The organism is Gracilibacillus sp. D59 (genome assembly GCF_052246695.1).
GTDB lineage: Bacteria > Bacillota > Bacilli > Bacillales > Amphibacillaceae > Gracilibacillus.
On the sequence record NZ_JBQQCK010000023.1, the window covers coordinates 1 to 24,415 of the forward strand.

At 37.0% G+C, this 24,415-nt stretch carries 23 protein-coding genes, 1 tRNA gene and 1 rRNA gene; 2 read left to right on the forward strand and 23 right to left on the reverse strand.

The window, feature by feature from the left end; translation table 11 throughout:
• From ACTWP4_RS22110 to spoIIE, 16 genes are all read right to left on the reverse strand, one after another.
• Window positions 1–95, reverse strand: a 16S ribosomal RNA gene (locus ACTWP4_RS22110); the annotation flags it as partial.
• Window positions 96–713: 618 nt separating this feature from the next.
• Window positions 714–2,195, reverse strand: a complete 1,482-nt coding sequence (lysS, locus tag ACTWP4_RS22115) for a lysine--tRNA ligase (protein ID WP_443130955.1) — start codon at window positions 2,193–2,195, stop codon at window positions 714–716.
• A gap of 401 nt (window positions 2,196–2,596) precedes the next feature.
• A complete protein-coding gene (locus ACTWP4_RS22120) occupies window positions 2,597–2,839 on the reverse strand; it encodes a helix-turn-helix domain-containing protein (RefSeq protein WP_443130956.1) in 243 nt (80 codons plus the stop codon).
• Window positions 2,791–3,321, reverse strand: coding sequence for a 2-amino-4-hydroxy-6-hydroxymethyldihydropteridine diphosphokinase (gene folK, locus ACTWP4_RS22125; protein ID WP_443130957.1), 531 nt, complete (start codon window positions 3,319–3,321; stop codon window positions 2,791–2,793). Before folK ends, ACTWP4_RS22120 begins: the two co-directional genes overlap by 49 nt.
• Complete coding sequence (folB, locus tag ACTWP4_RS22130; protein WP_443130958.1) at window positions 3,318–3,683, reverse strand: dihydroneopterin aldolase; 366 nt, start codon at window positions 3,681–3,683, stop codon at window positions 3,318–3,320. Before folB ends, folK begins: the two co-directional genes overlap by 4 nt.
• Window position 3,684: 1 nt before the next feature.
• Window positions 3,685–4,512: a dihydropteroate synthase gene (gene folP, locus ACTWP4_RS22135; protein ID WP_443130959.1), complete on the reverse strand. Its 828-nt coding sequence runs from the start codon at window positions 4,510–4,512 to the stop codon at window positions 3,685–3,687.
• A gap of 514 nt (window positions 4,513–5,026) precedes the next feature.
• Window positions 5,027–5,953: a cysteine synthase A gene (cysK, locus tag ACTWP4_RS22140; protein ID WP_443130960.1), complete on the reverse strand. Its 927-nt coding sequence runs from the start codon at window positions 5,951–5,953 to the stop codon at window positions 5,027–5,029.
• 100 nt (window positions 5,954–6,053) lie between these two features.
• Window positions 6,054–6,971: a peptidyl-prolyl cis-trans isomerase gene (locus ACTWP4_RS22145; protein WP_443130961.1), complete on the reverse strand. Its 918-nt coding sequence runs from the start codon at window positions 6,969–6,971 to the stop codon at window positions 6,054–6,056.
• Between the two features lie 15 nt (window positions 6,972–6,986).
• A complete protein-coding gene (hslO, locus tag ACTWP4_RS22150) occupies window positions 6,987–7,859 on the reverse strand; it encodes an Hsp33 family molecular chaperone HslO (RefSeq protein ID WP_443130962.1) in 873 nt (290 codons plus the stop codon).
• A 17-nt stretch (window positions 7,860–7,876) separates the two neighbouring features.
• Window positions 7,877–8,656, reverse strand: a complete 780-nt coding sequence (locus ACTWP4_RS22155) for a type III pantothenate kinase (RefSeq protein WP_443130963.1) — start codon at window positions 8,654–8,656, stop codon at window positions 7,877–7,879.
• A gap of 691 nt (window positions 8,657–9,347) precedes the next feature.
• On the reverse strand, window positions 9,348–11,369 hold the full coding sequence (ftsH, locus tag ACTWP4_RS22160) for an ATP-dependent zinc metalloprotease FtsH (RefSeq protein WP_443130964.1): 2,022 nt from the start codon (window positions 11,367–11,369) through the stop codon (window positions 9,348–9,350).
• A gap of 98 nt (window positions 11,370–11,467) precedes the next feature.
• A complete protein-coding gene (hpt, locus tag ACTWP4_RS22165; RefSeq protein ID WP_443130965.1) occupies window positions 11,468–12,013 on the reverse strand; it encodes a hypoxanthine phosphoribosyltransferase in 546 nt (181 codons plus the stop codon).
• Window positions 12,014–12,024: 11 nt separating this feature from the next.
• Window positions 12,025–13,431, reverse strand: coding sequence for a tRNA lysidine(34) synthetase TilS (gene tilS, locus ACTWP4_RS22170; RefSeq protein WP_443130966.1), 1,407 nt, complete (start codon window positions 13,429–13,431; stop codon window positions 12,025–12,027).
• A 66-nt stretch (window positions 13,432–13,497) separates the two neighbouring features.
• Entirely contained in the window at window positions 13,498–14,442 is a 945-nt protein-coding gene (locus tag ACTWP4_RS22175; protein ID WP_443130967.1) for a serine/threonine protein kinase, read from the reverse strand.
• Window positions 14,414–15,148 (reverse strand): VWA domain-containing protein, encoded by a 735-nt coding sequence (locus tag ACTWP4_RS22180; protein WP_443130968.1) that lies wholly within the window; start codon window positions 15,146–15,148, stop codon window positions 14,414–14,416. Before ACTWP4_RS22180 ends, ACTWP4_RS22175 begins: the two co-directional genes overlap by 29 nt.
• Before the next feature lie 86 nt (window positions 15,149–15,234).
• Window positions 15,235–17,691: a stage II sporulation protein E gene (gene spoIIE, locus ACTWP4_RS22185; RefSeq protein ID WP_443130969.1), complete on the reverse strand. Its 2,457-nt coding sequence runs from the start codon at window positions 17,689–17,691 to the stop codon at window positions 15,235–15,237.
• Between the two features lie 416 nt (window positions 17,692–18,107).
• Between spoIIE and ACTWP4_RS22190 the strand changes: the two genes are divergently transcribed.
• Both ACTWP4_RS22190 and ACTWP4_RS22195 read left to right on the forward strand, forming a co-directional pair.
• Window positions 18,108–18,181: transfer RNA gene (locus ACTWP4_RS22190), tRNA-Met, on the forward strand.
• A 411-nt stretch (window positions 18,182–18,592) separates the two neighbouring features.
• Window positions 18,593–18,793, forward strand: a complete 201-nt coding sequence (locus ACTWP4_RS22195) for a hypothetical protein (protein ID WP_443130970.1) — start codon at window positions 18,593–18,595, stop codon at window positions 18,791–18,793.
• A gap of 123 nt (window positions 18,794–18,916) precedes the next feature.
• Here the strand turns inward: ACTWP4_RS22195 and ACTWP4_RS22200 are convergent, their stop codons facing one another.
• The 7 genes from ACTWP4_RS22200 to ACTWP4_RS22230 all read right to left on the reverse strand — a co-directional run bounded on the left by ACTWP4_RS22200 (window position 18,917) and on the right by ACTWP4_RS22230 (window position 24,056).
• Complete coding sequence (locus ACTWP4_RS22200; RefSeq protein ID WP_443130971.1) at window positions 18,917–19,327, reverse strand: S1 domain-containing RNA-binding protein; 411 nt, start codon at window positions 19,325–19,327, stop codon at window positions 18,917–18,919.
• A 74-nt stretch (window positions 19,328–19,401) separates the two neighbouring features.
• Window positions 19,402–19,779 carry a septum formation initiator family protein gene (locus ACTWP4_RS22205; protein ID WP_443130972.1) on the reverse strand — a complete coding sequence of 126 codons (378 nt, stop codon included), beginning with the start codon at window positions 19,777–19,779 and terminating at the stop codon, window positions 19,402–19,404.
• A gap of 26 nt (window positions 19,780–19,805) precedes the next feature.
• Window positions 19,806–20,369, reverse strand: coding sequence for a spore cortex biosynthesis protein YabQ (gene yabQ, locus ACTWP4_RS22210; protein WP_443130973.1), 564 nt, complete (start codon window positions 20,367–20,369; stop codon window positions 19,806–19,808).
• Window positions 20,366–20,665: a sporulation protein YabP gene (gene yabP / locus ACTWP4_RS22215; protein WP_443130974.1), complete on the reverse strand. Its 300-nt coding sequence runs from the start codon at window positions 20,663–20,665 to the stop codon at window positions 20,366–20,368. The genes yabQ and yabP overlap by 4 nt, the downstream gene beginning before the upstream one ends.
• 70 nt (window positions 20,666–20,735) lie before the next feature.
• Window positions 20,736–20,996 carry an RNA-binding S4 domain-containing protein gene (locus tag ACTWP4_RS22220; protein ID WP_443130975.1) on the reverse strand — a complete coding sequence of 87 codons (261 nt, stop codon included), beginning with the start codon at window positions 20,994–20,996 and terminating at the stop codon, window positions 20,736–20,738.
• A gap of 27 nt (window positions 20,997–21,023) precedes the next feature.
• Window positions 21,024–22,478, reverse strand: coding sequence for a nucleoside triphosphate pyrophosphohydrolase (gene mazG / locus ACTWP4_RS22225; protein ID WP_443130976.1), 1,455 nt, complete (start codon window positions 22,476–22,478; stop codon window positions 21,024–21,026).
• Window positions 22,479–22,487: 9 nt separating this feature from the next.
• Entirely contained in the window at window positions 22,488–24,056 is a 1,569-nt protein-coding gene (locus ACTWP4_RS22230; RefSeq protein ID WP_443130977.1) for a putative polysaccharide biosynthesis protein, read from the reverse strand.
• Between the last annotated feature and the right edge of the window lie 359 nt (window positions 24,057–24,415).

Here is a 24,415-nt window from a genome sequence, read left to right on the forward strand (position 1 = left end):
ACTCCGAAGAGATCTGTTTGCTTCCCGCGCTCGACTTGCATGTATTAGGCACGCCGCCAGCGTTCGTCCTGAGCCAAGATCAAACTCTCAATAAAGTTGACTTGCGCTCGCTTCTATAAGCTAGCTTGTTTCATGTTTAAAATCATACTGGTTGTTTTGTTCAGTTTTCAAAGATCAATGTTGTGTTGTTTTTTGCGACAACTCTTATAGTATATCACCTTAACGTTTCAATGTCAACAAATTTTCTTGAATTAATTTCTTGCTTGTTGTTGAAAGATGATATTTTTTTGTTGCGTCGTTTTCAGCGACGATTAATAATATAACATGCAGATAGATTTAATGTCAACAATCTTTCTAAATTTTTATAATAAAATATTCGATATCTTTTTCTTATCAAAAACACATCTAATGAAAGAAAGCGCAGGAACATCGTACAAACTGAAATTTGCTGCGTCTTAGAGCTAGACACCTCCGATTTATCATTCTAGCCCGATAAGAAAAGCGCAGAACGCCCGTTTAAAAACGTAGCGACTTCGGAATCAACAAAGATAAAGGAATCACGGTGAGGTTGTGAACCGCTGATGACTTATAAGGGTGATTCGTGAAGCCACCTAGTTTTTGGGCGCTTGCGTAGACATCCGCGCAAATTTTATATTTTCGCGTCTCATAAAAAAGAACCTTGGCATTCTAATTGCCAAGATTCTTCCATACTATTATTTATTACGCATTTGTGGAAAAAGTAAAACGTCTCTAATCGACGGTGAATTAGTTAACAACATAACGAGTCGATCAATACCTATACCTAAACCACCAGTTGGAGGCATACCATATTCAAGTGCTTCTAGGAAGTCCTCATCCATTTCATGCGCCTCATCATTACCTTGTTCTTTTTCTTTAACTTGTGCTTCAAATCGTTCTCTTTGATCAATTGGATCATTTAATTCAGAGAATGCATTTGCGTGCTCACGCCCAACAATAAATAGTTCAAAACGATCTGTAAATCTTTCGTCGTCCTTATTCTTCTTCGCTAAAGGAGAGATTTCTACAGGGTGTCCATATACGAAGGTTGGCTGAATTAGCTTCTCTTCTACTTTCTGTTCAAAAAATTCATTAACAATATGTCCATATGTCATACTGTCTTCTACTCCTACACCATGTTCTTTCGCTAAAGCTTTTGCCTCATCATCCGTCATCTCTGTCCAGAAATCAACACCTGTATATTCTTTTATCGCATCTACCATATGAAGTCTTGTCCATTGTGGTGCTAATTCAACCTCATCATCCCCATATGTAACTGTAGTAGATCCTGTTACTTCTTTGGCGATATGTGCAACTAAGTTTTCAACAAGCTCCATTATATCATGATAATCTGCATAAGCTTCATACAATTCAATCATAGTGAATTCCGGATTGTGACGAGTGGATACCCCTTCGTTACGGAAAACGCGGCCAATTTCATAAACTTTTTCCATGCCACCGATAATCAATCGTTTCAAATGCAACTCAATAGCAATACGCATATATAAAGGAATATCTAGTGCGTTATGATGTGTTTCAAACGGACGTGCAGATGCACCACCAGCAATCCCGTGCATCATGGGAGTTTCTACTTCTAAGAAACCTCTCTCATCTAAGTATCTACGCATGGACTGAATAATCTTACTACGAAGCACAAATGTATCTTTACTTTCCGCATTTGTAATCAAATCTAAGTAACGTTGGCGATAACGTTGCTCTACATCTTTTAGGCCGTGAAACTTCTCTGGTAAAGGACGAAGAGATTTGGTTAGCATCGTAAATTCGTTTGCTTTTACCGAAAGTTCACCAACATTTGTTTTAAAAACAGTACCTGTAACACCTACGATATCCCCAAGGTCTGCTGATTTAAAGATTTCATAAGCATCTTCTCCAATTCTATCTTTACGTACATATAATTGGATTTGGCCACTTAAGTCTTGAATATGTGAAAAACCAGCTTTTCCTTTACCGCGTTTAGTCATAATTCGTCCTGCTACAGTAGTCTCAATTGCTTTTTCTTCTAATTCTTCTTTAGAGAACTGATCATAATGTTCTTTTAATTCTTCTGCTAAGTGCGTGCGAACAAATTTATCACCAAACGGGTCAATACCTTGCTCACGGTAACTGTTCATTTTATCCAAACGCACACGCATGTGTTCATTCAGTTCTTCGCTCATTCTGTTCACCCCAAATAATTTAATGATTTATGATATATCAAAAAACTGCCAGCATCACACTGGCAGTATCACATTCATGATTAGTATAGAAAAGGAACTCTTCTGTGTCAATGTTTCACACTTAGGAAACTCTTGCTTTCTGTTCTAACCGTTCTACATAATCATATAATAACTCTTCAAGTTCTTCTTTGGATTCGTCTGCTTAATTTGATTATGTACTTAACCATTTCCTTTTAGACCTTTTAAATACCATGCTGCGTGCTTGCGCATTTCCTTCACCACTACTCATTCACCTTTTAAACGGTCTGCATGAAGCATACATACCTTCAGCTGATGTTGGTTCATCAATTAAAATGCCTAGTTACTAACGGCGCTAATACAACTTGGTTATAAATGTTATATCACCTATTTTCCACATAACGCCTCTCCTCGCGTTCTTTGTTATTAGGTTGCAACTCCTCTAATGAAACATCGAGCTTATTTGCAATATTTTCTAAATTCTCTGTTGTCGGAGTTCTTCTTCCTCTTTCTATTTCACCTAATTGCGATACAGATATCCCAAGTACATCTGCAAATTCTATTTGTGTATATCCTTTCAGCTTTCGAAATGCTTTGATCCTCTTACCCCATCTGTTTGTTGCCATTTGACTACCCCTTCTTTATCTTGTGCAGGTATTCTTGCTAATAATTGTGTTATATTTTGAGCTAAGTGTGCTGTATATAAAAATGGATTTATTTCTGCTAATGGTATTAATACAAAGGCACGTTCATGTAACCTAGGATGTGGTAAAATTAATCGCTCTGTTTCTATATTTTCTTGATTATATACTAAAATGTCAAGATCAATTGTTCTCGGCCCCCATTTTATTTCACGCTTCCTGCCAAGAATCCGTTCAATACTTTGGCAAACATTTAACAGGGGAATTGGATCTAAATCTGTTTCGATTTCGATTACCATATTCAAAAATTGTTCTTGTTCTACAAAACCAACAGGATCTGTTTCGTAAACAGAAGATTGATCTTTAATTATTATTTCATCATGCTCTGCTAATTGTTTTATAGCCTGCTCTAAATAGTTTAATCTAGGTTGAATATTAGAGCCCAGCGCTATATATGCTTTTTTCATAAAGACTTCTCCCTGTGAATTTCAACAGCAACCGACTGATAATGGCCAGGAATAGGTGGGTCAGGTTTGATTACTTTGACAGTACAAGCGTTTAATGGATCAAACTGGGATAAAAGCTTCTCAGCAATCTCTTCAGCCACTGCTTCAATTAAGTTTTTTGATCGCCCTTCGACAATTTGCTTCGTCAATTGATAAACGAGGCCATAATCAATGGAAAGATAAAGATCATCTGCTTGTCCTGCTTGTTTCAAATCCGCTTCCAGAATAACATCTACTAAAAAGCGTTGCCCTAACTTTTTTTCTTCAGGAAACACACCATGAAATCCGTAAAAAGCCATTTGATTAAGATAAATCTTATCCATTCTATGCACCACCCTTACCAATCAGCTTGTCCATCATCTTGACCATTCTCACATGCATCTCAACATTATGGACACGGACAATTTCACAACCTTTCGTCAAACCGTAGCATACCGTTGCCCCTGTTCCCTCATCCCGTTCATCGACTGGCAAATTTAATGTTTTAGCAATGATCGACTTACGGGAGGTTCCGAGTAAAACCGGGTAATCTAATTCTCGCAATCGATCCATTTCTTGCATTACTTGTATATTTTCTTCATATGACTTAGCGAATCCAACTCCTGGGTCAAGAATAATCTGGTCTTTTTTCACTCCTGCATCTAACGCGATCTGGATGCTTTCTTTCAAATCAGATAACACGTCATCTATTAATGACTCATAGTCTGGTTTTTCACGATTGTGCATCAAAATAATCGGAACATCAAATTCGGCTGCTACTTTCGCAATGTCTGGTTCTTTCTTAGCCCCCCAGACATCATTAATGATCGAGGCCCCAGCTTCTATTGATAGCCTTGCTACCTCTGCTTTCCATGTATCAATTGAGATTGGTATATTGATTTCATCGACCAGCGTTTTAATGACAGGAATAACTCGGTCTATTTCTTCCCTTTCTGATACCGGTGTGTGTCCGGGCCTTGTTGATTCTCCACCAATATCGATAATGTCTGCGCCTTCTTCTTCCATTTTTTTAGCTTGGTGGATGGCTGCTTGGATATTATTATATTTTCCTCCGTCCGAAAAAGAGTCTGGTGTAATATTTAAGATACCCATGACTAATGTTTTTTTCGGATAGTGATAATCTTTTACTCTTGTGCGTAACCATTTTTCCATGATACCCCGTCCCTTACGAAGCAAATTCTATAATCTATTCATAACAAAATATTATAACATAAATACATATAAAAAGTTTAGATATGATAAAAATATTTTCTACTACTAGCGTAAATTCTATCCCAAAGGAAAGAACCCACCACCATTAAACAAATCCCCATACCTTATTCTTTAACCTCGTTCACAGTTAATAAAAACTGCTAACTCTTGGAACTAAAACCTTTGGATTTCCTGTCCTTTTAACTGAGCACTCATTTCGCAGTTCATCAAGATGCTAACCGTCTGTAAGACCCCCACTCCAAGCTTCAAGTAACACAAGTATAGGTTTAGGGATAACAGACGCTTACAATCCTGATAAGTTTCGCTAATGATCATATGGGGTCAAAATCCCCACTTTATGTTTTTTGTGCTTGCATTAATACATTCCTGCGCAAACAAAAACCCGTTTCATCAATTAGAAATGAAACGGGTTCTATGTTTATTCAATATGTTTTATAAACTCATCGCTTCGGTTTTATTCTTCGTCGAATTGATAAAGTGGTGTTGATAGATAACGTTCTCCGTTACTCGGAAGAACTGCAAGAACTTTTTTGCCTTTACCAAGTTTTTGCGCTACTTGTTTAGCAGCATAGATAGCTGCACCTGATGAAACACCACCTAGGACACCGTCTTTACGAGCAGCTTCTCTAGCTGTTTCATAGGCTTGATCATTGGTTACCGTAATGACTTCATCATAAACATCTGTATCAAGAACTTCTGGTACAAACCCTGCACCAATTCCTTGAATTTTGTGAGGACCTGGTTTACCTCCTGATAATATAGCTGAATCAGTTGGTTCTACCGCATAAATCTTAATATCTTTGTACTGATTCTTTAAGACTTTACCTGCACCAGTAATCGTTCCACCAGTTCCAATACCAGAAATAAATGCATCCAGTTGGTCGCCCATTTGCTCAACTATTTCTTTACCAGTTGTACGAGCATGGACAGCAGGGTTTGCTAAATTATTAAATTGCTGAGGCATGAAGTAGTCGTTTTCCTTTTGTAACTCTGCGGCTTTTGCAATTGCGCCTTTCATACCTTCTGCACCTGGTGTTAATACAAGCTCAGCACCATAAGCACGTAAAAGATTACGTCTTTCCATACTCATTGTATCAGGCATTACTAGAATTGCTTTATATCCTTTAATAGCTGCAACTAATGCAAGGCCAATTCCGGTATTACCACTTGTTGGTTCAACAATGGTATCTCCATCTTTCAAAATACCTTCTTCTTCTGCAGCTTCAACCATCGCAAGTGCGATTCGATCTTTTACAGAACTACCAGGATTCATAAATTCTAACTTCAAATAAATATCTGCACCTTCAGGATCTGCTGTGCGATTTAATTTGACAATCGGCGTGTTTCCAATCAATTCCGCAACATTTTGAGCTACTTTCATTCCAGTTCCTCCTCAATTCCAAGTAAAATTATTGGTTTTATATACAATTTACATGAAACGGCATACATTGTCAACCCATAAATTGGAAGGTCCGTGTTAATTATTTACCTTCTTTATAAATTAAATCTACCTCAAGCTGCTCCCATAAAACCGAAGCATCTACTTTAGTTTCTAGCTGATCCAAGGCTATATCTTGTCGTACTTCTTCGTAAGCTTCTTTATAGCTTAATTCAATGGCGGGCAGGTGCTGATGATGATAGATAATCGCATACCCATTATTTACAAGTATTGGTTCACTATACGTTCCAGCTTCTAATGAGATAGCTTTATCATAATATTCACTAGGTATAAAACTGCTTGTCTCAGAATAATAGCCCAAATAGCCTCCATCAGCTGCACTTTCTTCATCGATGGATAATTCTGACGCAACCTCACCAAACGATTCCCCTTCATCCAATCTCGCCATCGCAAACTCTGCTTCTTGTTCAGTTGAAACGAGAATATGCGACAACTGGACCATACTTTCAAATTGGTATTGATTTTTATAAAATTGATAATATTCTTTTATTTCTGCTTCAGACACATCGACATTTTTACTTAATAGCTGTTGTAAATAGTAGCGATATTTAATTTGCTCAGTCCATTTTTCAACCTTTTTCTCTTTTTCTTCTGCAGATAACAATCCGTGCATCACCATCATTCTCGATAGTTCACGATCGATTATTTTGGCATTTATTTCAAGGTCTTCTTCCTCAGCCAACTGAAAAACAACTTCTTTATCAATTAAATCATGTAAAACGGAATCACCATATCGCTCTATTAATTCGCTCATCCAATCCTGATACTGTATCTCCTCATTACCGATTTCTGCTAGAGGTTTATTACGATCCACTCTATTGTCGTCTAATACTACAAATTCGCCTGAGCTAATTCCCCCAGAGAAGATAAAAATAGTTGTAATATTTGTTATGAGCAATAGTAATATAATAGACCATAATACCAGACGCGATACCCTCAACTATTACTCCCCCTATTACTCTGTCTTCAATGCTCGCAACTCATCTATTGTGAATTTGTACGTTTCATTACAAAAATGACAAGAAGCTGTTGCACCATGATCTTCTCTAATCATAGCATCAATCTCTTCATTTCCTAAACTTTGGATTGCTACTTCCAGCCTTTCTTTTGAGCAAGGACAAACAAATTGTACCGGTAAACGTTCATGTATTTTTACATTATCCTCTCCTAATAGCAACTCTAATATCTCTTCCGGTTGTTTTCCATCTTGGATCAATTTTGAAATAGGTGGAACATTCGCGATATTCTCTTCAATTCTCGCAATTGTTTCTTCCGATGCTCCCGGCATCATTTGTACGATAAATCCTCCCGCAGCTAAAATACTTTGATCCGGATTTACTAAAACTCCTGCTCCTACCGCTGATGGAACTTGTTCAGAGTTAGCTAAATAATACGTAAAGTCTTCACTTATTTCTCCTGATACAATTGGAACTTGGCCGGTGAAATGATTTTTCAAGCCTAAATCTTTAACAATGCTTAGTGTTCCCTCTGTTCCAACTGCCCTTCTTACATCTAGTTTACCCTGTTCGTTCGATTCAAAATCGACATGAGGATTGCCAACATAGCCGCGTACTTCTCCTTTGGCATTTGCATCAGCGATAATTGCCCCCATTGGGCCATTTCCTTCCACTTTTACCGTCAATTTATCGTCGCCTTTCAGCATCGCACCTAACATCGTGGATATAGAAAGTGTCCTTCCTAGTGCTGCAGAAGCTGTTCTCCAGGAATCCTGACGTACGCGTGCTTCTTCTACTGTATCTGTTGACCGTATTGCATATGCTCTCACGTCCCCGTCATATGCTGTTGCTTTTAATAAATAATCACCCATGTTAAACGTCCTTTCTTTTATGCAAAATCTCTTTCATTCTTTTGGTATATTTCGTACAATCCCTTTAAGGTGAGATAAGGGTCGACAATATCTATGACAGAAGAGTCTTTAGCAATTAATGTTGCTAATCCACCTGTGGCGATCACTTGTGGCGATCCTCCAACTTCCTTCTTTACTCGGTTCACTACGGCATCTACTTGACCAACGTAACCGAAATAAACACCAGATTGCATCGCTTCTACTGTTGATTGACCTAAAACTTGATTTGGCTTTTTCACTTCGATTTTCGGTAACTTGGCGGCATTCTGATATAGAGCTTCTAAAGAAATATTAATGCCGGGGGTGATCACACCACTGACATATTCATCCGCCTCATTTATGTAACAATAAGTCGTAGCAGTCCCAAAATCGATGATAATACTCGGTGAACCATATTCTTTGATGACACCTACTGCATTCACGACACGATCAGCACCTAACTCTTTAGGGTTAGGATACTTCATTTTTAAGTATGGATTCACTTTTTCATCACCAATTATCATTGGGCTACAATGGAAATATTTATCTGCCATACGTTGAAGGGCAAATAAAATTGGTGGAACTACAGATGAGATAACAATTCCATTAATATCGGAAAAAGTTAAGCCTTCATATGCTAGTAGTGATTTAATAAACATGGCATATTCGTCTTCTGTTTTGTTTCTGTCTGTTTGCATGCGCCACTGGTATGTTAATTGGCCGTCGTTAAACACCCCTAATACAGTGTTTGTATTACCAACATCTAATACAAAAATCATAATATCCTCCACAATGTCAAAAAAATTTGTTTACTTATTTCCATATTGTATAGCTTGCAAGCAACAAGTCGCAAGTTTTATGGTTGCAAGCCATAACCCAAACCGGTTATAACACACCTGTGAAAACAAAAATATTTAGTCAAAACCACCGGAAGTTAAATCTAATGCGTATGTAGTCAATAAAAACTACGAAGTAATAAAATTTGTCTTCTTCCCATTCTGATTAATGAGGAGTGCTTTGAAACGCTCCGGCAGAATACTGCGCTTTCCATGGGCACGGCCTCAGCTTCCTCGGAAAGCAAAGGTCGCTTTTCTGCGGGATCTTCAGCTCGTGCGCATCCCTGGAGTCTCCGTATTCTGCCTCCGCTCATTTTAGTGTTCTGATTATTGAAAGAACAGAACCCACGAATATGTAATTTTTGTATTACATGTCACTTTACCAAAACACTATTCTAAGCTGCGGAAAAATGCGACACTCCTGGGGGAACAGCACGAGCTGAAGATCCACTTGGTGAAGTGATTTTCTTTACCAAGTTAGCTGAAGCCGTGCCCCCGGAAAGGGAGTGTTTTTCCGCAGCGACGATCAAGCTCTCATCAATAAAAGAAAGGCAGAAGGCAAATCCACATGACAGTTATCTTTCTAAAGATGAAAAAAAGCAGTTCCTTTGTAGTGTAGGAACTGCTTTTGGTTTTATTGTTTATCTTTATCATCGGAATCTTCAGTTGATTTGTCTTCATCGAAATAACTTTTCGAATCTTGTTCAAAGTAATTTTCCTCAGATTTCGGTTGAATATTTACTTTAAAATCAGATGACTTGTCATTTTCATCATTTGTACCCTTTGTTTCCGCCTTTTCGGATGGTTTTGCTTCGCCATCTTGTTCAGAAACAACCGGATCAGGTAGTTTACCTTCTTCAAATAATCCTTTAATCTGACTAGCATCTAATGTCTCAACTTCTAGTAAAGTCTTTGCTACGAGCTCTAACTTATCACGATTATCCGTGAGAATTTGTTTTGCTCTGCTATAGCATTCCTGAATAAAGTTTTGAATTTCCTGATCAATTTCATATGCGATCGCATCACTGTAATTTTGTTCATTTTGCATATCACGACCCAAGAATACTTGGCTGTTACTGTTACCAAATTGCAGTGGTCCGATCTTTTCACTCATACCATATTCCGTAACCATCTTACGAGCAATTCCAGTTGCTCGCTGGAAGTCATTATGAGCGCCAGTACTTACTTCACCGAAGATAATCTCTTCTGCTACACGACCACCTAATAGACCAGTAATCTTATCAAATAGTTCTGGTTTTGTCATAAAGTAGCGGTCTTCACGCGGAAGCATAACAGCATATCCACCAGCTTGACCACGAGGTACAATCGTTACCTTATGTACCATATCCGCATCATCTAGCACCATACCAATAATTGTATGTCCACTTTCATGGTATGCAACAATATTTCGTTCTTTTTTGGATATAACCCTGCTTTTCTTCGCAGGTCCTGCAATAACACGATCAATTGCTTCGTCCACATCTTCCATGCCAATTTTTTCTTTGTCATGTCGTGCCGCTACAAGGGCCGCTTCATTTAGCAAGTTCTCCAAATCCGCACCAGAAAATCCTGGGGTACGCATCGCAATTGTTTTTAACTCCACATCATCTGCTAGTGGTTTATTACGTGCGTGTACTGCTAAGACATCTTCACGACCTTTTAAGTCTGGACGATCTACTGTAATTTGACGGTCAAAACGCCCCGGACGTAATAATGCTGGATCTAAAATATCTGGTCTGTTTGTTGCAGCAATAATGATAATTCCTTCATTTTCACCGAAACCATCCATTTCAACGAGTAATTGGTTTAAGGTTTGTTCACGTTCATCGTGACCGCCACCTACACCTGCTCCACGCTGACGACCTACTGCATCAATCTCGTCAATAAAGATGATACATGGTGCATTTTTCTTCGCGTTTTCAAATAAATCACGCACACGAGATGCACCAACACCTACAAACATCTCAACGAAATCCGAACCACTGATAGAAAAGAACGGAACACCGGCTTCACCGGCAACTGCTCTGGCAAGTAACGTTTTACCTGTACCAGGAGGCCCTACTAATAAAACCCCTTTTGGAATTTTTGCACCAATAGCAGAGAATTTACGAGGATCCTTTAAGAAATCTACGACTTCTACTAATTCCTGCTTTTCTTCATCCGCACCAGCAACATCTCTGAAACGAACTTTTTTCTTGTCTTCATTGTACATTTTCGCCTTACTCTTACCAAAATTCATGACACGGCTACCGCCACCTTGAGCTTGGTTAAGTAAGAAGAAAAACAGAATGAATATAATAACAAATGGAATCATCGTTGTTAAAAACGTAACCCATCCACTTGGTTGTTCCTCTTCTTTAACTTTTAAAATCCCTTGATCTGATGCAGTGTTAGTTACCTGTTCAACAATTGTAGGATTTATTGGTATGTTGGTAATAAAAGACTTGTCATCTTCTAAATCCCCTACAATACGCATAACACCATTGGAAGGGCGCATTTCCATATCTGTGATTTGGTTATTTTCTAATGCTTGCATAAATTCATTTACTTTTAATTCCTCAGCCTGGTTGTTTTGGCTGCTAAATACTGATATGATCCCAATCACAACTAAAAAGATTACGAAATAGAGGATCACATTACGTATAATCCGATTCATTGCCTACCTCCTCCCGAAACGAGAAAACTATAGTAAATAGTATCATATTGAAAGACTTTATGACAACTAATTACAACTGACATGTGTTTCATTTTATATTATTCTTCTCCACCATAAACTTTTGGTTTCAAAATACCGATATATGGAAGGTTTCGATATTTCTCTTGATAATCTAATCCATAGCCTACCACAAATTCATTTGGCACTTCAAAACCTACCATATCTGCTTTAATATCAACTGTTCTACCTTCGGGCTTATCTAATAATGTAACAATTTTAATAGAATTAGCCTGTCGGTACTTAAATAAATCAACTAAATAACTTAAGGTAAGACCGCTATCAATAATATCTTCCATAATAATGATATCGCGTCCCTCTACTTTTGTATCTAAATCTTTTACAATTTTAACTTCACCAGAGGACCGCATTTCATTCCCATAACTGGATACATCCATAAAGTCCATTTCGAGATGTGTATCAATCGAACGTAATATATCCGACATAAAAGGTAATGCTCCTTTTAACACACCTATCGCTAATGGAAACTTCCCTTCATATTCTTTTGTTAACTGTTCACCAAGCTCTTTACATTTTGCTTGTATCTGCTCTTCAGAAATTAATATTTCTTTTATCTCATCATGCATCTTGCTGCCTCCTATTCGCTTGATTCTGTATATGTTAATGCAATATATTTCCCAACAGAACTTTTACGTTCTATTTCAGCTTTCTTTAAACCAACAATCCATAGTAAAGATCCATCTGCACCAAATATGAGGGGCCAACTGTCTCTTTGATAAGCGGGAACCTTCTCATCAATAAATATATCTTTTACTTTCTTGTGACCATTTAATCCTCTCACCTTCATACGATCCCCTTGGATTCTCACTCTTGTACTCAGTGGAAATAATGATTCACATTCGGTCGGGATATGTAAAGTATCACTATCTTCATGGATGGCTCCAGAGGCATATGTGGCTGTAAGAGTGGCACCGTTCGGTAATGATGTTACCCCCGGGACCTTTATGAATTGGTGGACTCTCCATTCCTTTTTGACTTGGGAAAGAAAGTGAAAACGTAATTCCTGATAATTTTTTGTTACCTTTAATGATTTTGGAAAATCTAAAGTAACATTACTCTTATCTCGTCCTAATAAAGAAAAAAAGTCCTTTTCATGTTGAGAAGATAAATCTGGCGGTACTTCTTTATAAAGATAGTTTAATATTAGATGAAAGGCTCGTCTTTGTAAAGCTATCGGGTAAACACGAAAAGCATCAATATTAAAAAATACCGTATCTTTGTTACACGTTACAACTTCCTGCAACATAGATTTTGATTGTGCCTGAAGAAATTCCTCATCTTCCGTCATACGTTCTGTCATTTCCTGAACATGAAGATGTACTTGATGATCTTGTTGCTTGAGTAATGGTAAGACATGCAGTCGGAAAAAATTGCGTGTATAGGCGATAGATTTGTTCGAAGGATCCTCCCTAGGAACGATATGAAATTCTCGACAATATCGATAAATCTCATCCTTGGATAAACATAACAAAGGTCTAATAATATGTCCCTTTGCGAATTTCCTTTTTACGGGGATACCAGTTAAAGCAGCTGGGTTAGACTGTCGTACCATCCGCATTAACACTGTCTCTACCTGATCATCACCATGATGTGCCAACGCTAAAAAATCAGAACCTGTCTCTTCCATGACCTCTTCAAATACTTGGTAACGTAAAATACGGGCTGCTATTTGTGTTCCTTCCTTATGTATTTCCTTTCTCCTGTTCACATCTACCTGTTTCCCAATAAAAGGGACTCCTAAGTTGTCACAAATACGTTCAACATATTGAACATCTTCTGCAGACTCTTTACCACGTAAGCCATGATCAATAGAAACTGCTATGACTTTTAAACGCCACAGGTCTTGCACACTAACTAAATAGTGCAGTAATAATAAGGAATCTGCACCACCTGACACTCCTACTAACACCGTAGCATCCTTGTAGAGTAATTGATGTCTCCTCATAAATGGCGCCAGTTTATCATAAAGGGTTGATCTACTCAAACACCACCACCCCATCCAATCTTGTTTACATTATTTTAACATAATATGAGTTATAAAATCCTTTTATCACATAAATAATGTAACATAAAGATAACAAACTCCTCCAATGGTTAATATACTACCTATTTCTAGAAAAGGATAAAATGCTTCATGAGAGCTTCTTGCTTTATGATTATGTCTTCTCTTATCTCTTTTTGATTTCTGGTGAATAAAATAAGTTAACAAAAAATCTTTTACTTGCTCAGCATCGTTTACAGAATTATTGACGAGCATTAGTAGTAATCTTTTCAATGGTTCGATCGTTACTGCTTGATTAATTTTCTGTTGTAATGTTTTTTTTGGATTACTTCCCCTTGTAAAACCATTAGGATAATAGACACGCAAAATAACCATAGCTAACGCGAAAAGGTCGTATCCAGGGTCCGCTTTACGTGAACCACATTGCCAATAGGCACGATCATAAAATTCGGTATACTCTTTGATCGCTCTACCTTGTAATGTTGTTCCTCCAACATCAACCCATCTTAATTGCACCGGTTTGCGTGATACAATTAAATTCTCTATCTTTAAGTCACCAAATACATAACCTTGCTGATGTAATACATGTAAATCATTAGCAAATTTTATTAGAAGGGATACTAACCACTCATGACCATTTTTTCTGATAAAATCATGCAATGATTCACCAGAGATATATTCCATTACATAAAAAGAATAGGTAAAACCATTCTGGGCCTGATAATCATCCACATCTATCAAAGAAGGTCCAAGGTGATAACCTTGAACCGCTTGGAAGGACTTCAATACATTTACTTCAGAACTAACAGAAGCACTTTGCTTACTGATTTTCAGTGCTACTTGTTTGTTTCCTTGCACACAAAGATAAACAGCGCCAATCGCACCACTACCCAGTTTCTTTACGACATGGTAATGGTGCCGGTGCCATTTACCTTTGACAATTTGTCCTTTCCTTAAATGTATATCAGGCTTCTTCGATGTCTGTGTAATCATCGCGCATAAATCTCCTTCGTAACGTCTTCTTACCAAATTGATACATTGCTTCTTTTAAAGCTGGTCCAGTTGGTGTAATGCCTCCACTAGAAATTTTCGCAAAAATAGAAGTGATGGAATCTAGTGTTGATGTCCAATCTACTAATTGCTGAATCGCTTTTTTTCGTCCAGGAAATTGATATACAGCGAAACGGCTTCGTCCAATTCGCGCGTTCATGCTGATAGAAAGATCAATAAGGGCTTCTTGAACAGTCGGTAATTTACTTGTCATACTGGCACTTGTATCAACGAGTACCAACACTTCTAAATCACATGTTTCGCCAAGTTCATCCACTACTTCCATTACTTCTCCACGTTGCTCGGGTGGTAATTCTTCCATTGTCTTTTCACTACCTAATATTTGCTTTAATTCATTATTTACAACACCTTGTAACGTTTCCGTCATCGCCTGTTTTGTAACAGTTTGTACAGTTTGTGCTAATACATCCTGATAAACAATTTGACTTACGCCTTGGCCACTGCCTGCTATTTCTTCTACTTCATCCAGTCCTTCTGGCTGTTCTGTACGATCATCTTCTAAAATACCAATGACATTAACAGTAATTCCTTGTTCTGCTACTAAACTAGCTACTAGTGCTGGATCTTCACCTTGATTTGAACAACCATCCGTAATTAAAAGAATTTGTTTAAGTGTCCCTGTTTTCATATCATTTTTCCCTCCAGTTATTGGTCACTGATTATTAGTAAGGTTTGCCAATAATGGGGGGGTTTATACGTTTGACCTCTTGCCCTTTAGCTAATATCTTCCCTTTCAAATTGACGAAAAGAACGAATGGGTGCCCATTCTGGCTTATTTTCTGTAAGTTGAGCTACCAATACGGTCATATCGTCTTCAATTTCACCACTTTGTGTTCTAATTACCTCTTCCAGTAACAAATCAGCGATCGCTTGAGGCTCTCTTGTTTCCATCTCCAGCAGTTTTCGTTTCAGCCAAAGATCTACATTTTCTATCTCCTTAGGGCCTTCAAAAATCCCATCACTCATCATAATTAAAAAATCGCCAGCTTTTAATTGGGCACTTACTACATCCACTTCTACTTCCTGGATAATTCCAATAGGAAGATTACCAGCTTCTATTTTCTCTATAGTATCGCTTCGCATAATATAACTAGGTGTAGAACCAACTTTCAAAAATTGAACTACAGCATGATGAAGGTCAACCATCGCTAAATCTAAGGTTGCGTAAATCTCTTCATTTGTTCGTAGTGCTAAAATAGAGTTAATCGATTTAATCGCCACCTGCTCGTGTAAACCAGACTCTAAAATTTGTTGCAATAATCGTAATGTTTCGGTACTCTCTTCATGTGCTCGATCTCCATTACCCATCCCGTCACTAATAGCTAACGCATATTTTCCTGCTCCAAGCTCCATTGATTTATAGCAATCTCCTGATATTAATCCCCCTCCCTTGGCAGCGTGGGCTACTCCTGTTTGAATGACAAATTTTCTAGCAGAGCCAAAGGTAAAAAAGCTATGTCCTTTTGCTAATGGAGATAGATCTTCTGTAGCGACAATAATCGTTTCATCTAAAATATCAGATAGTATAGGCGCAATGATTTTCGTTGCTTCTCCATGATATTGCTGGAAGGTAATCACCATTTCAATATCAATGTTTCCTTGCTCTAAACTATAAATATCTAATTTCTCCAGTTCAATACCTACATGTTTTAATGCTGCGATGATTTCAATCTCTTGTTGTTCATGGTTTTCTTTTTCTTTCAAAATTTCATCCGCAAAGTTCCCCATGACTTCTGAGACACCACTTAATTGGTCGGCAACAAATCGCCTGCTTTCTAATACTTGTTTCTTTAACTGTTTGTTTGCTTCAAAAAACGATAATTCTTGTTGCATGGTATCGATCACTTTCCGAGATTTAATACAATGATTTTCAAACTGTCTGTTCGTAATATTATTTAATTGATCATCTGTTTCCAATTGATCTTTGACATCTCTCATTAACTGATAGGTCTTATCAAATTGCTGGACCCAACAGATTTCTTTTTTAAAGCATGTTTGACAGGTTTTTTCCGTGACATTACTTAAATAATAATCCACTTCTAAATCCTGTTCCTGCCATTGATTGGATTCCGTTTGAAAACTGCGCGATAAGGCTTTAAATACGTTGGAGAATCGTTCCACCCGGTGTGCAGTTACATTACGAACTTTCTGCAAGTATTGTTCCTGCTCTCTTGTATGTTCAACAGTTCCAGGTATAAATTTGGCAATATGTTTTATAAATTTACTCGGTGTCATCAAAAATAATAAAATCGCTAACGCAGACTCTAGTAATGCTGTTGAGAGATATTCAAAGGAATCGCCATATAAACTAATTAACAATGTACTTATTAATAGACCTAAACTTACGGCCAGTTTCCTTCCTTCTTTCAGTAAACCACCTAACAAACCAGAGAAGGCTAATAAACTCATTTGAAACATGTTGGCTATATTTGCAAGGCTCAATATTAATCCTGCTACGACCCCAACAGTGGAACCAATAGCCGCACCACCAACTAAAGCAAGAAGCAATACTAAATACCGCGCAAGAACCTGTTCCATTTGTGCTTGATAGACTTCTACACCAATTACTCCTGTTAATACCGAAGCTAATAAAATAATAAAACAAACGATTTCTTCATTTTTTAACAATGGTTTATACCTTTTTGGTGATAATAATGGAATGCTTTGCATAAAGATAAGTAATAAAACCGTTGCCAATATTCCTTCAGCAAAAGCAATTACCCACTCCAAGTATGTTAGTTTTGTTGTCATAGCATAGATGCTGATTCTAGGAATACTTGCTGCAAAAAAGACGAAAAACGGTAAGATCCTCTCTGCCGACTTCGATTGGTAAATAAAAAAAGAGAGAACTATTAAGATAGAAAGAGCTAAAAATATATAGAAGCTATGTGAAATGCTATATGTAAATGCTCCTATTAATGAGAACGTAATAAGGGGAAGTACTTTGTCTCGACGTAAAAACCAGACAGCCGCAACGAATGCAATGACAAATGGTGAAAGTGTTGATAAAATGACGGCCCTTCCTAATAAAAACCCAATAATACAAATAAGCAAACCTTTCTCAAACATTAAGCTTGTCCATTTTTGGCCGAACTTTTTACGTAAATTACTCATCATCGGATGAGTGCTAGAAAAAAAAGATTTTGGTTTATTATCCGTATATGTGTTCATTTATATCACTCCTCTGTTCACATTAAATCACATCTCCTCTCGATATTTTGTCAAAACAAGGAAGATGCCGTTCTAAAAAGTTCGACGCTATTCTTTATATAAAGAACAATACGACATTTTCTTCCTTCCTTTTCTTTGATTTAATCCGATATTTTTGACAGACCGTGTTGATACAGAAAAGATAATAGAGAAAAGCGCAAAGCGTCCGTTTAAAAACGTGAAATCTTACTGAAGCGTAGGAGAGGAATTGGTGATGACTAATCTTAAATGGACACTAGTTTTTGTGCGCTTGCATAGACATCTCTGTTTATACATTACCCTTAAGAAATTTGAAGTTGTTTGTTGACAGATAGGTAAACCTGTTGTATTATATTCTTTGTGTCTCTCAAGAAGCACACAATTTTATTTAATATGATGGCGGTGTAGCTCAGCTGGCTAGAGCGTACGGTTCATACCCGTGAGGTCGGGGGTTCGATCCCCTCCGCCGCTATAAAGCAAAAAGACTTGGCAAATGCCAAGTCTTTTTTTATTAAGGTAGGAAAATAAGGGATCAAAATGTTGAAACTAGTGATTTTAGTGCAATGAAAGAAGGCTTATGAAAATTGCTAAGGGATTAAGAGAAGCTGGAAAAGGATTAACAAAAACAAAAATGTGCAATCCGTTATGCTATCTTTATTGTACTGACCAAGCATGAAAAAAATAAAAGGACATTTATTCCGTTATTATAGCTGAAAATGATGATTTTTATATGTTAGCGGACATCTGTTCCGTTATTAACTCAAAATCTTACCATTTTTCTAGTCAAATGACTAAATAGCGGAATAGATGTCCATCAACACTGAAAAAAGTGTATTTCACAAGGAAATAAGGGATTAAATGTCCGCGAAAGAAGTGAAACATAATGAAATGGGGTGTATTAGATCAAGCACCTATTTCAAAAGGAGATACACCGGAACAACAGAGAAACTCGGTTACCTTCGATATATCCACTTTTTTGAGCGGTTTTTGCTCGAAAAAGTTAGCTGAAGGGCAACCCCACGGAAAGGGGAGTGGCAGCCGGAGTGGTGGTCAAACGGTCGATATATTTCATAATGGCTCCTAATAGCAATCACCAAAGTACGTACGAAGAAAAAGCTACCGATCTTTTTTGATCGGTAGCTTTTTTCTTTAAGATATATAATTACGAGTCACATCCGTCTTCTCTACATTACATAGACAGCAAGTTTTAGCCTTTTCTCGCCCCTCGTCCTCCGCGTTTTGATTCTGTATGCTTTTTAAGTGTTGCTAAGCGATCTTCAGAATCCTTTAAGAAACGATTCATTTTTTGTTCAAATGATTCGCCTCTTTCACGGTTATTTTTTGGATTTCCTTGATTTTTGCGACGATTAGATTGCGGCGGATTGTCTTTTGCTTTTTTAATAGACAAACCAATTTTACCATCATCTTCCACATTAAGAACCTTCACTGTTACTTCATCACCTACAGTTAAGTGTTCATTAATGTCTTTTACATAATTATCGGCAACTTCACTAATATGAACAAGACCTGTTTTACCTCCAGGTAATTCAATAAAAGCTCCAAAATTAGTGATTCCTGTTACCTTTCCCTGCAACTTGCTGCCTACTTCGATTGACATAAAAAAATTGCTCCTCCTTAAAGTTTAAAAAAAATATACTACAACTATATTATAGCCAAGCAATTAAAACGGTGTCAATAAGATGGATCTTCTTCTGGTAATTTAAAGACGATCTCTCCTTCTTCCGTAAAGAAATAATTTGTTTTTGCTATTTGCAACAAATATTCTTCATCATTTAAAAGCTCTATTTCTTCTTTCAGTTTCTTTTCTTCATTTTGAAGACTAGTTAATTCACTGGAAAGCTCGGTATATTCTTGTTGCATATCATGATATTTCGCACGTTGATCAATATGAAAAGCAACAAGGCTAACCATGGTGATGGCGACAATCATACCAAATAACATCAATCTACGGTATAATTTCTTTTTTCTGCGTTTTTGACGTTTCACTTGGGCATCATATTGTTCGATATATGCGTCATTAATACGTGATACATTATGTCGTTTTGCCATAATCACCAGTGCCTCCCTTATGAAAATTAGTCTTTTCTTTTTATTTTACTATAAATGCGAGAAAAAGGCAGTAAATATTTTGGTGTATTTTTTGGCAATAATGATGATAGGATTGAAATAATCATCTTTACTGGCCATCCCAACACTTTTAATAGTAAAAGTATGAAAGAATATAAAATGGTGAACACCTTGGTAATACATACTACTATTAATGATACGATAAATACTATAGGCTTTACAATAATAATCTCTATTATGCGATAAAAAAAACGATATATTTTCAGCAAAGTATGAATGAACACATCTACAATGCGGCCAAAAGCCTGTTCAAAAAGACTTTTGAACATTGCATAGCCGCATAGAACTGCCAAAAATATATAAAACCTTAAAATTCCTTCATTCACTAAAAACAGTACGAAGTAGAGAATCGCCGCTTGTAGAAGCCAAAACAAAATCTCCAACACATATTTCCATAGTATGCTTGATCTCCACAATCGTTCCATACGTTTAAAAGTATGATAACTAGCACCTAGATAAGCACCTGATAACACCATCGAAATGATTGTGATGAATTGTGTACTTAATGTCATTTGAATAGCTTGCTAAACAAACCTTTAGCCTTCTCCCCATGCTGCTCGTCCAAATAAGATAACTCATAGATTTTACCCTTAATGGAAACATGTCCGGATTCTACATCAAGGTTTTTCATTTGTAAATTATCTCCGCGAATAACTAGATAACCCATTACGGTTTGCAGTAGAAACTCTTCGCTATCAAAGCTATCAACTTCTTTTACTCCATCTATCTCCAACAGACGGCGATTTGTCATTTTTACATTGTGTTCCATTTGCGGTGCTGGCATTGTTTTTTTATCATAGTAATTCATCAGTTATTCCCTCCCTTTTATCCATCACTAATATATGAATAAAAGGACAAGTTTAGAACTTCATTGATCACTATTGGTTAGTATATTCTTCATGTTTAATCGTATATAAATTACTTGCTTCGTCTTTCTTTACAGTTTCTTTTAAATCATCAATTTGAATAGTTAATAATTTCTGTCCAAATTGAATCTTCATTTCATCACCTATCGCTACATTTGTCGCCGCTTTAGCAGGATTACCATTTATAATAATTCTGCCCTGATCTGCAATTTCCTTTGCTAAAGTCCTTCGTTTAATTAAGCGAGAAACTTTTAAAAACTTATCCAGTCGCATAGATAATTCCCTTCCTCTACATTGTCATTAATTTTCTAAACGCTTCGCTTCTTCCCAAAACTGATCCAATTCATCTAATGTGAAGGACTCCCATGGATGCTTACTTTCCTTCACCTTTCTTTCTACGAATTGAAAGCGATATATAAATTTGTGATTTGTTCGCATTAAAGCAATTTCTGGATTAATTTTATAATATCTTCCTAAGTTAATCATTGCAAATAGTATATCTCCAAATTCTTTTTCCTGCGCATCAAAACTTTCATGTTCCCTTGCATCCTTTAATTCTTCCAACTCTTCATAAATTTTTGCCCAAATCGGCTCTGGCTCACTCCAGTCAAATCCTACTTTTGCTGCTGTCTTTTGAATATCTTCTGCTAGTAATGTTGCTGGTAAACCTTTTGTCAAATTCGCTAAAAGGGTTTGCTGTTGTTCTCCTTTTTCTTCTTTTTTAATAGCTTCCCAATTCTTGATTACGTCAGATTCACCATCGACCTCGAGTTCGCCAAAAACATGTGGGTGACGTCGAATCATTTTTTCGGTGATACTATATATTACGTCATCGATGGTAAAAAATCCTGCTTCTTCTCCAATTTGACTATGTAACATAACTTGCAGTAGTACATCTCCAAGTTCTTCTGCCAAAGCTTCATCGTCTTCTCTATCAATAGCTTCAATGACTTCATAAGCTTCTTCAATTAAATATTTTTTTAATGTTTCATGTGTTTGCTTTTGGTCCCATGGACATCCCCCTGGTGCTCTTAATGCTGCAATTACTTCTTTCAAACGGTGAAACTGGTGATTAAGTTTTTCTTTGTCTATAGGTGGGATGTATACACTCGTTAGATTACTCAGCTGCATTTGTTGATCTAACTCTACTAACGCAATCTCTGTAATGGACTGCTTTTCACTACCTACTGCTTCTACAATATAAATCGGATATTCTGCTGGCAAATCTTCTAATAAAGTCAACTTTACCTCTGATGCAATAAAGGCATCATATACCTGACAAAACACAAGGTGTTGTTCATATTGCAGTTGATGACGCCTGAATGAAGTCGCATCAACAAATTGAAAACCTTCGATAGGGTCTATTTTTAATGCGGAAAATAAATCATCTAAAAAACTTTGACCACCGACAATCTCAACGTCTACGTCTTGACGTTGAATTAATAGCTGTACAGTCTGTTCGGCTAGCATTGGATGACCTGGTACAGCATAAACAATGCTCCGATTCTCTATAGCTGTCTCTACTAAAGTACTAGCAATTTCATGATAGACGTCTTCAAACTGATCATGCTTTTCATAGATGGCATCAAAGGAGTAAAAATGCACTGATTCCTCTTGTAAAGCATGAATTACAGGATGATCTAGCGTTCTAACATAACATACTTGTTGTTCGCTTGTGAGTTTTCGATATATCCCTAATGGCAGTTGGTTGATGTCTCCGCCACCAAGTCCAATAATTTCAATTATAGGTTTCATGTTTGTATACTATCCTTTCTTCCATCTATTTAATAACGGGAGCGGTTCAAGTTCTTTACTAGTTAAAATACTCCACTTAATAACAACAATAGCATAGACGATAAGGCCGATCATTACACTCCCAATCACAAAAATGAATAGGGCTAATCGATTATCAAATGAAATAAAATAGAAGGTTGTTTGTTTTATAATAACTAACACAACAGCCATTACCAAACTTGCTATCGCTAGCTTTACCCAAGGAATGGCAAATATCCGGTAACCTTTTAACACATAGCGTAGCAAGAGAAAATTTGCTATACATATAATCATTACAGTAATTACTGTAGCTATAGCGGCACCATTCATTCCCCAAAAAGGAATAAGGACATAATTTAGTATCATTTTAATCCATAATCCTAAAAAAAGAATAATTGCCGTCCACTTCATATATCCAAACCCTTGCAGTGTAGAAGCAACTGTTACTGCTAGGGAAGTAAATAATAAGGATATCGTTAAAATTCGTAAACTGGAGGTACCCAGCTGATTTTGAAACAATAACTGATTCACTTCAGGAAAAAGGATAATTAAGCCTAAAGTGGCTCCCACTGAAAGTAATACACAATATTTTGTTATTAATTGAAACTTTTCAATTGTTTCTTCTCTGTTTATCTGCCAATTTATTTTTGTTACTTGTGGAACTAATGCCAACGCAAAGGATGAACCAACAACTGTTACTAATTGTAATAATGGTTGTCCTCTATCAAATATTCCCTTTGTTACTGTTGCTTCTCTTAGCGTATCTCCGTTTTTGAGTAAGCCTGGCACCATTGTAAATGCATCGGCAAGCTGCATGAGCAATAACATCATATGATTCATACTGATGATAAGTCCAGCAACTATAACCGCAGAAAATAAGCTGATAACAGAATATCCCTTGGATGAATGACTGCTATTCCAACTACTATTTTTTTTAGTATATATGTAAATAAAAACAAAGGATATACTCAATGCCGTTACACTAGCAATCATTGCACCATCAGCAATTTGATAGATATGCAAATGTCCCGTATAAATCAGTATGGCGGTAATAATAATGATCGTAGCACGTAATAACTGTTCTATCATTTGCGAATATGCAGTAGGTTCCATCCATTGATTAGATTGGGTGATCCCTCTAAGTAGCGCAACAAAAGGGATGAACAAAAACACCCAAGACACATGACGGAGCGGATCGGTCAATAGACTATCTCCCATCCACCTAGCAAGAATGGGACTTAATAAAAATAGCGCAAGAAAAAGAAGTATAGTAAAACTCATCATGACAGTAAAAATTTGTACATAAATAGTTTTATTATTTTGTTCTTTATCGTTCTCGGCTAAATACTTGGAAATTGCAGCCGGAAAGCCATATAAAGCAAACATAAATGCAATTCCTAAAATCGGGTATACTTGCTGATAAATATAGAAGCCGACATCCCCGGTCAAATTTTGTAATGGTATGCGGTAAAAGGCGCTGATCACTTTGCTTAGTATACCTGCTAACAGTAGCGCAAACGCACCTTTATAAACCTGATTATTTTCTTTTGCTTTATTCATCTTTTTCTTCCTTCATTTACTAAATTACTTGCCATTATAACACAGACCCATGACACCTAAATAAGAAAAACCGGGAAAGCCCACCCGGTCCTGTCCAAAGTAGTTGTTTTGACATGAATAATAGGCGTAACAACCGCTGCGGCTTGCCCACTTCGCTCGTATGATATAGGTAACCTTATTTTAAGGTCTCCCCATGAAATTGTATAATGGGGGGGAATCAGATGGAGGTATCGTTACTTCGCTTGAAGCTTAGTCTTCGTCGGAAAGTCTGATGCCTCCTTCTTTATAGAATGATTCGTATCAGCTGGATGACACAGACGTTGTCGAATATCGAACGAGCATGAATATCTATAAAGATG

Bases quoted from the DNA above. Each gene is read 5' to 3' on its own strand.
- cysK (WP_443130960.1), bottom strand. From the start codon at position 5,953: ATGAAAGTAGCTCAAAATGTTGCGGAATTGATTGGAAACACGCCGATT.
- ftsH (WP_443130964.1), bottom strand. From the start codon at position 11,369: ATGAATCGGATTATACGTAATGTGATCCTCTATTTCGTAATCTTTTTA.
- hslO (WP_443130962.1), bottom strand. From the start codon at position 7,859: ATGGGTGATTATTTATTAAAAGCAACAGCATATGACGGGGACGTGAGA.
- lysS (WP_443130955.1), bottom strand. From the start codon at position 2,195: ATGAGCGAAGAACTGAATGAACACATGCGTGTGCGTTTGGATAAAATG.
- folK (WP_443130957.1), bottom strand. From the start codon at position 3,321: ATGAAAAAAGCATATATAGCGCTGGGCTCTAATATTCAACCTAGATTA.
- spoIIE (WP_443130969.1), bottom strand. From the start codon at position 17,691: ATGAACACATATACGGATAATAAACCAAAATCTTTTTTTTCTAGCACT.
- ACTWP4_RS22205 (WP_443130972.1), bottom strand. From the start codon at position 19,779: ATGGCAAAACGACATAATGTATCACGTATTAATGACGCATATATCGAA.
- ACTWP4_RS22180 (WP_443130968.1), bottom strand. From the start codon at position 15,148: ATGAAAACAGGGACACTTAAACAAATTCTTTTAATTACGGATGGTTGT.
- mazG (WP_443130976.1), bottom strand. From the start codon at position 22,478: ATGAAACCTATAATTGAAATTATTGGACTTGGTGGCGGAGACATCAAC.
- ACTWP4_RS22120 (WP_443130956.1), bottom strand. From the start codon at position 2,839: ATGGCAACAAACAGATGGGGTAAGAGGATCAAAGCATTTCGAAAGCTG.
- ACTWP4_RS22195 (WP_443130970.1), top strand. From the start codon at position 18,593: ATGAAATGGGGTGTATTAGATCAAGCACCTATTTCAAAAGGAGATACA.
- ACTWP4_RS22230 (WP_443130977.1), bottom strand. From the start codon at position 24,056: ATGAATAAAGCAAAAGAAAATAATCAGGTTTATAAAGGTGCGTTTGCG.
- yabQ (WP_443130973.1), bottom strand. From the start codon at position 20,369: ATGACATTAAGTACACAATTCATCACAATCATTTCGATGGTGTTATCA.
- folP (WP_443130959.1), bottom strand. From the start codon at position 4,512: ATGGAAAAATGGTTACGCACAAGAGTAAAAGATTATCACTATCCGAAA.
- ACTWP4_RS22200 (WP_443130971.1), bottom strand. From the start codon at position 19,327: ATGTCAATCGAAGTAGGCAGCAAGTTGCAGGGAAAGGTAACAGGAATC.
- ACTWP4_RS22155 (WP_443130963.1), bottom strand. From the start codon at position 8,656: ATGATTTTTGTATTAGATGTTGGTAATACAAACACTGTATTAGGGGTG.
- folB (WP_443130958.1), bottom strand. From the start codon at position 3,683: ATGGATAAGATTTATCTTAATCAAATGGCTTTTTACGGATTTCATGGT.
- hpt (WP_443130965.1), bottom strand. From the start codon at position 12,013: ATGCATGATGAGATAAAAGAAATATTAATTTCTGAAGAGCAGATACAA.
- yabP (WP_443130974.1), bottom strand. From the start codon at position 20,665: ATGAATTACTATGATAAAAAAACAATGCCAGCACCGCAAATGGAACAC.
- ACTWP4_RS22175 (WP_443130967.1), bottom strand. From the start codon at position 14,442: ATGATTACACAGACATCGAAGAAGCCTGATATACATTTAAGGAAAGGA.
- ACTWP4_RS22220 (WP_443130975.1), bottom strand. From the start codon at position 20,996: ATGCGACTGGATAAGTTTTTAAAAGTTTCTCGCTTAATTAAACGAAGG.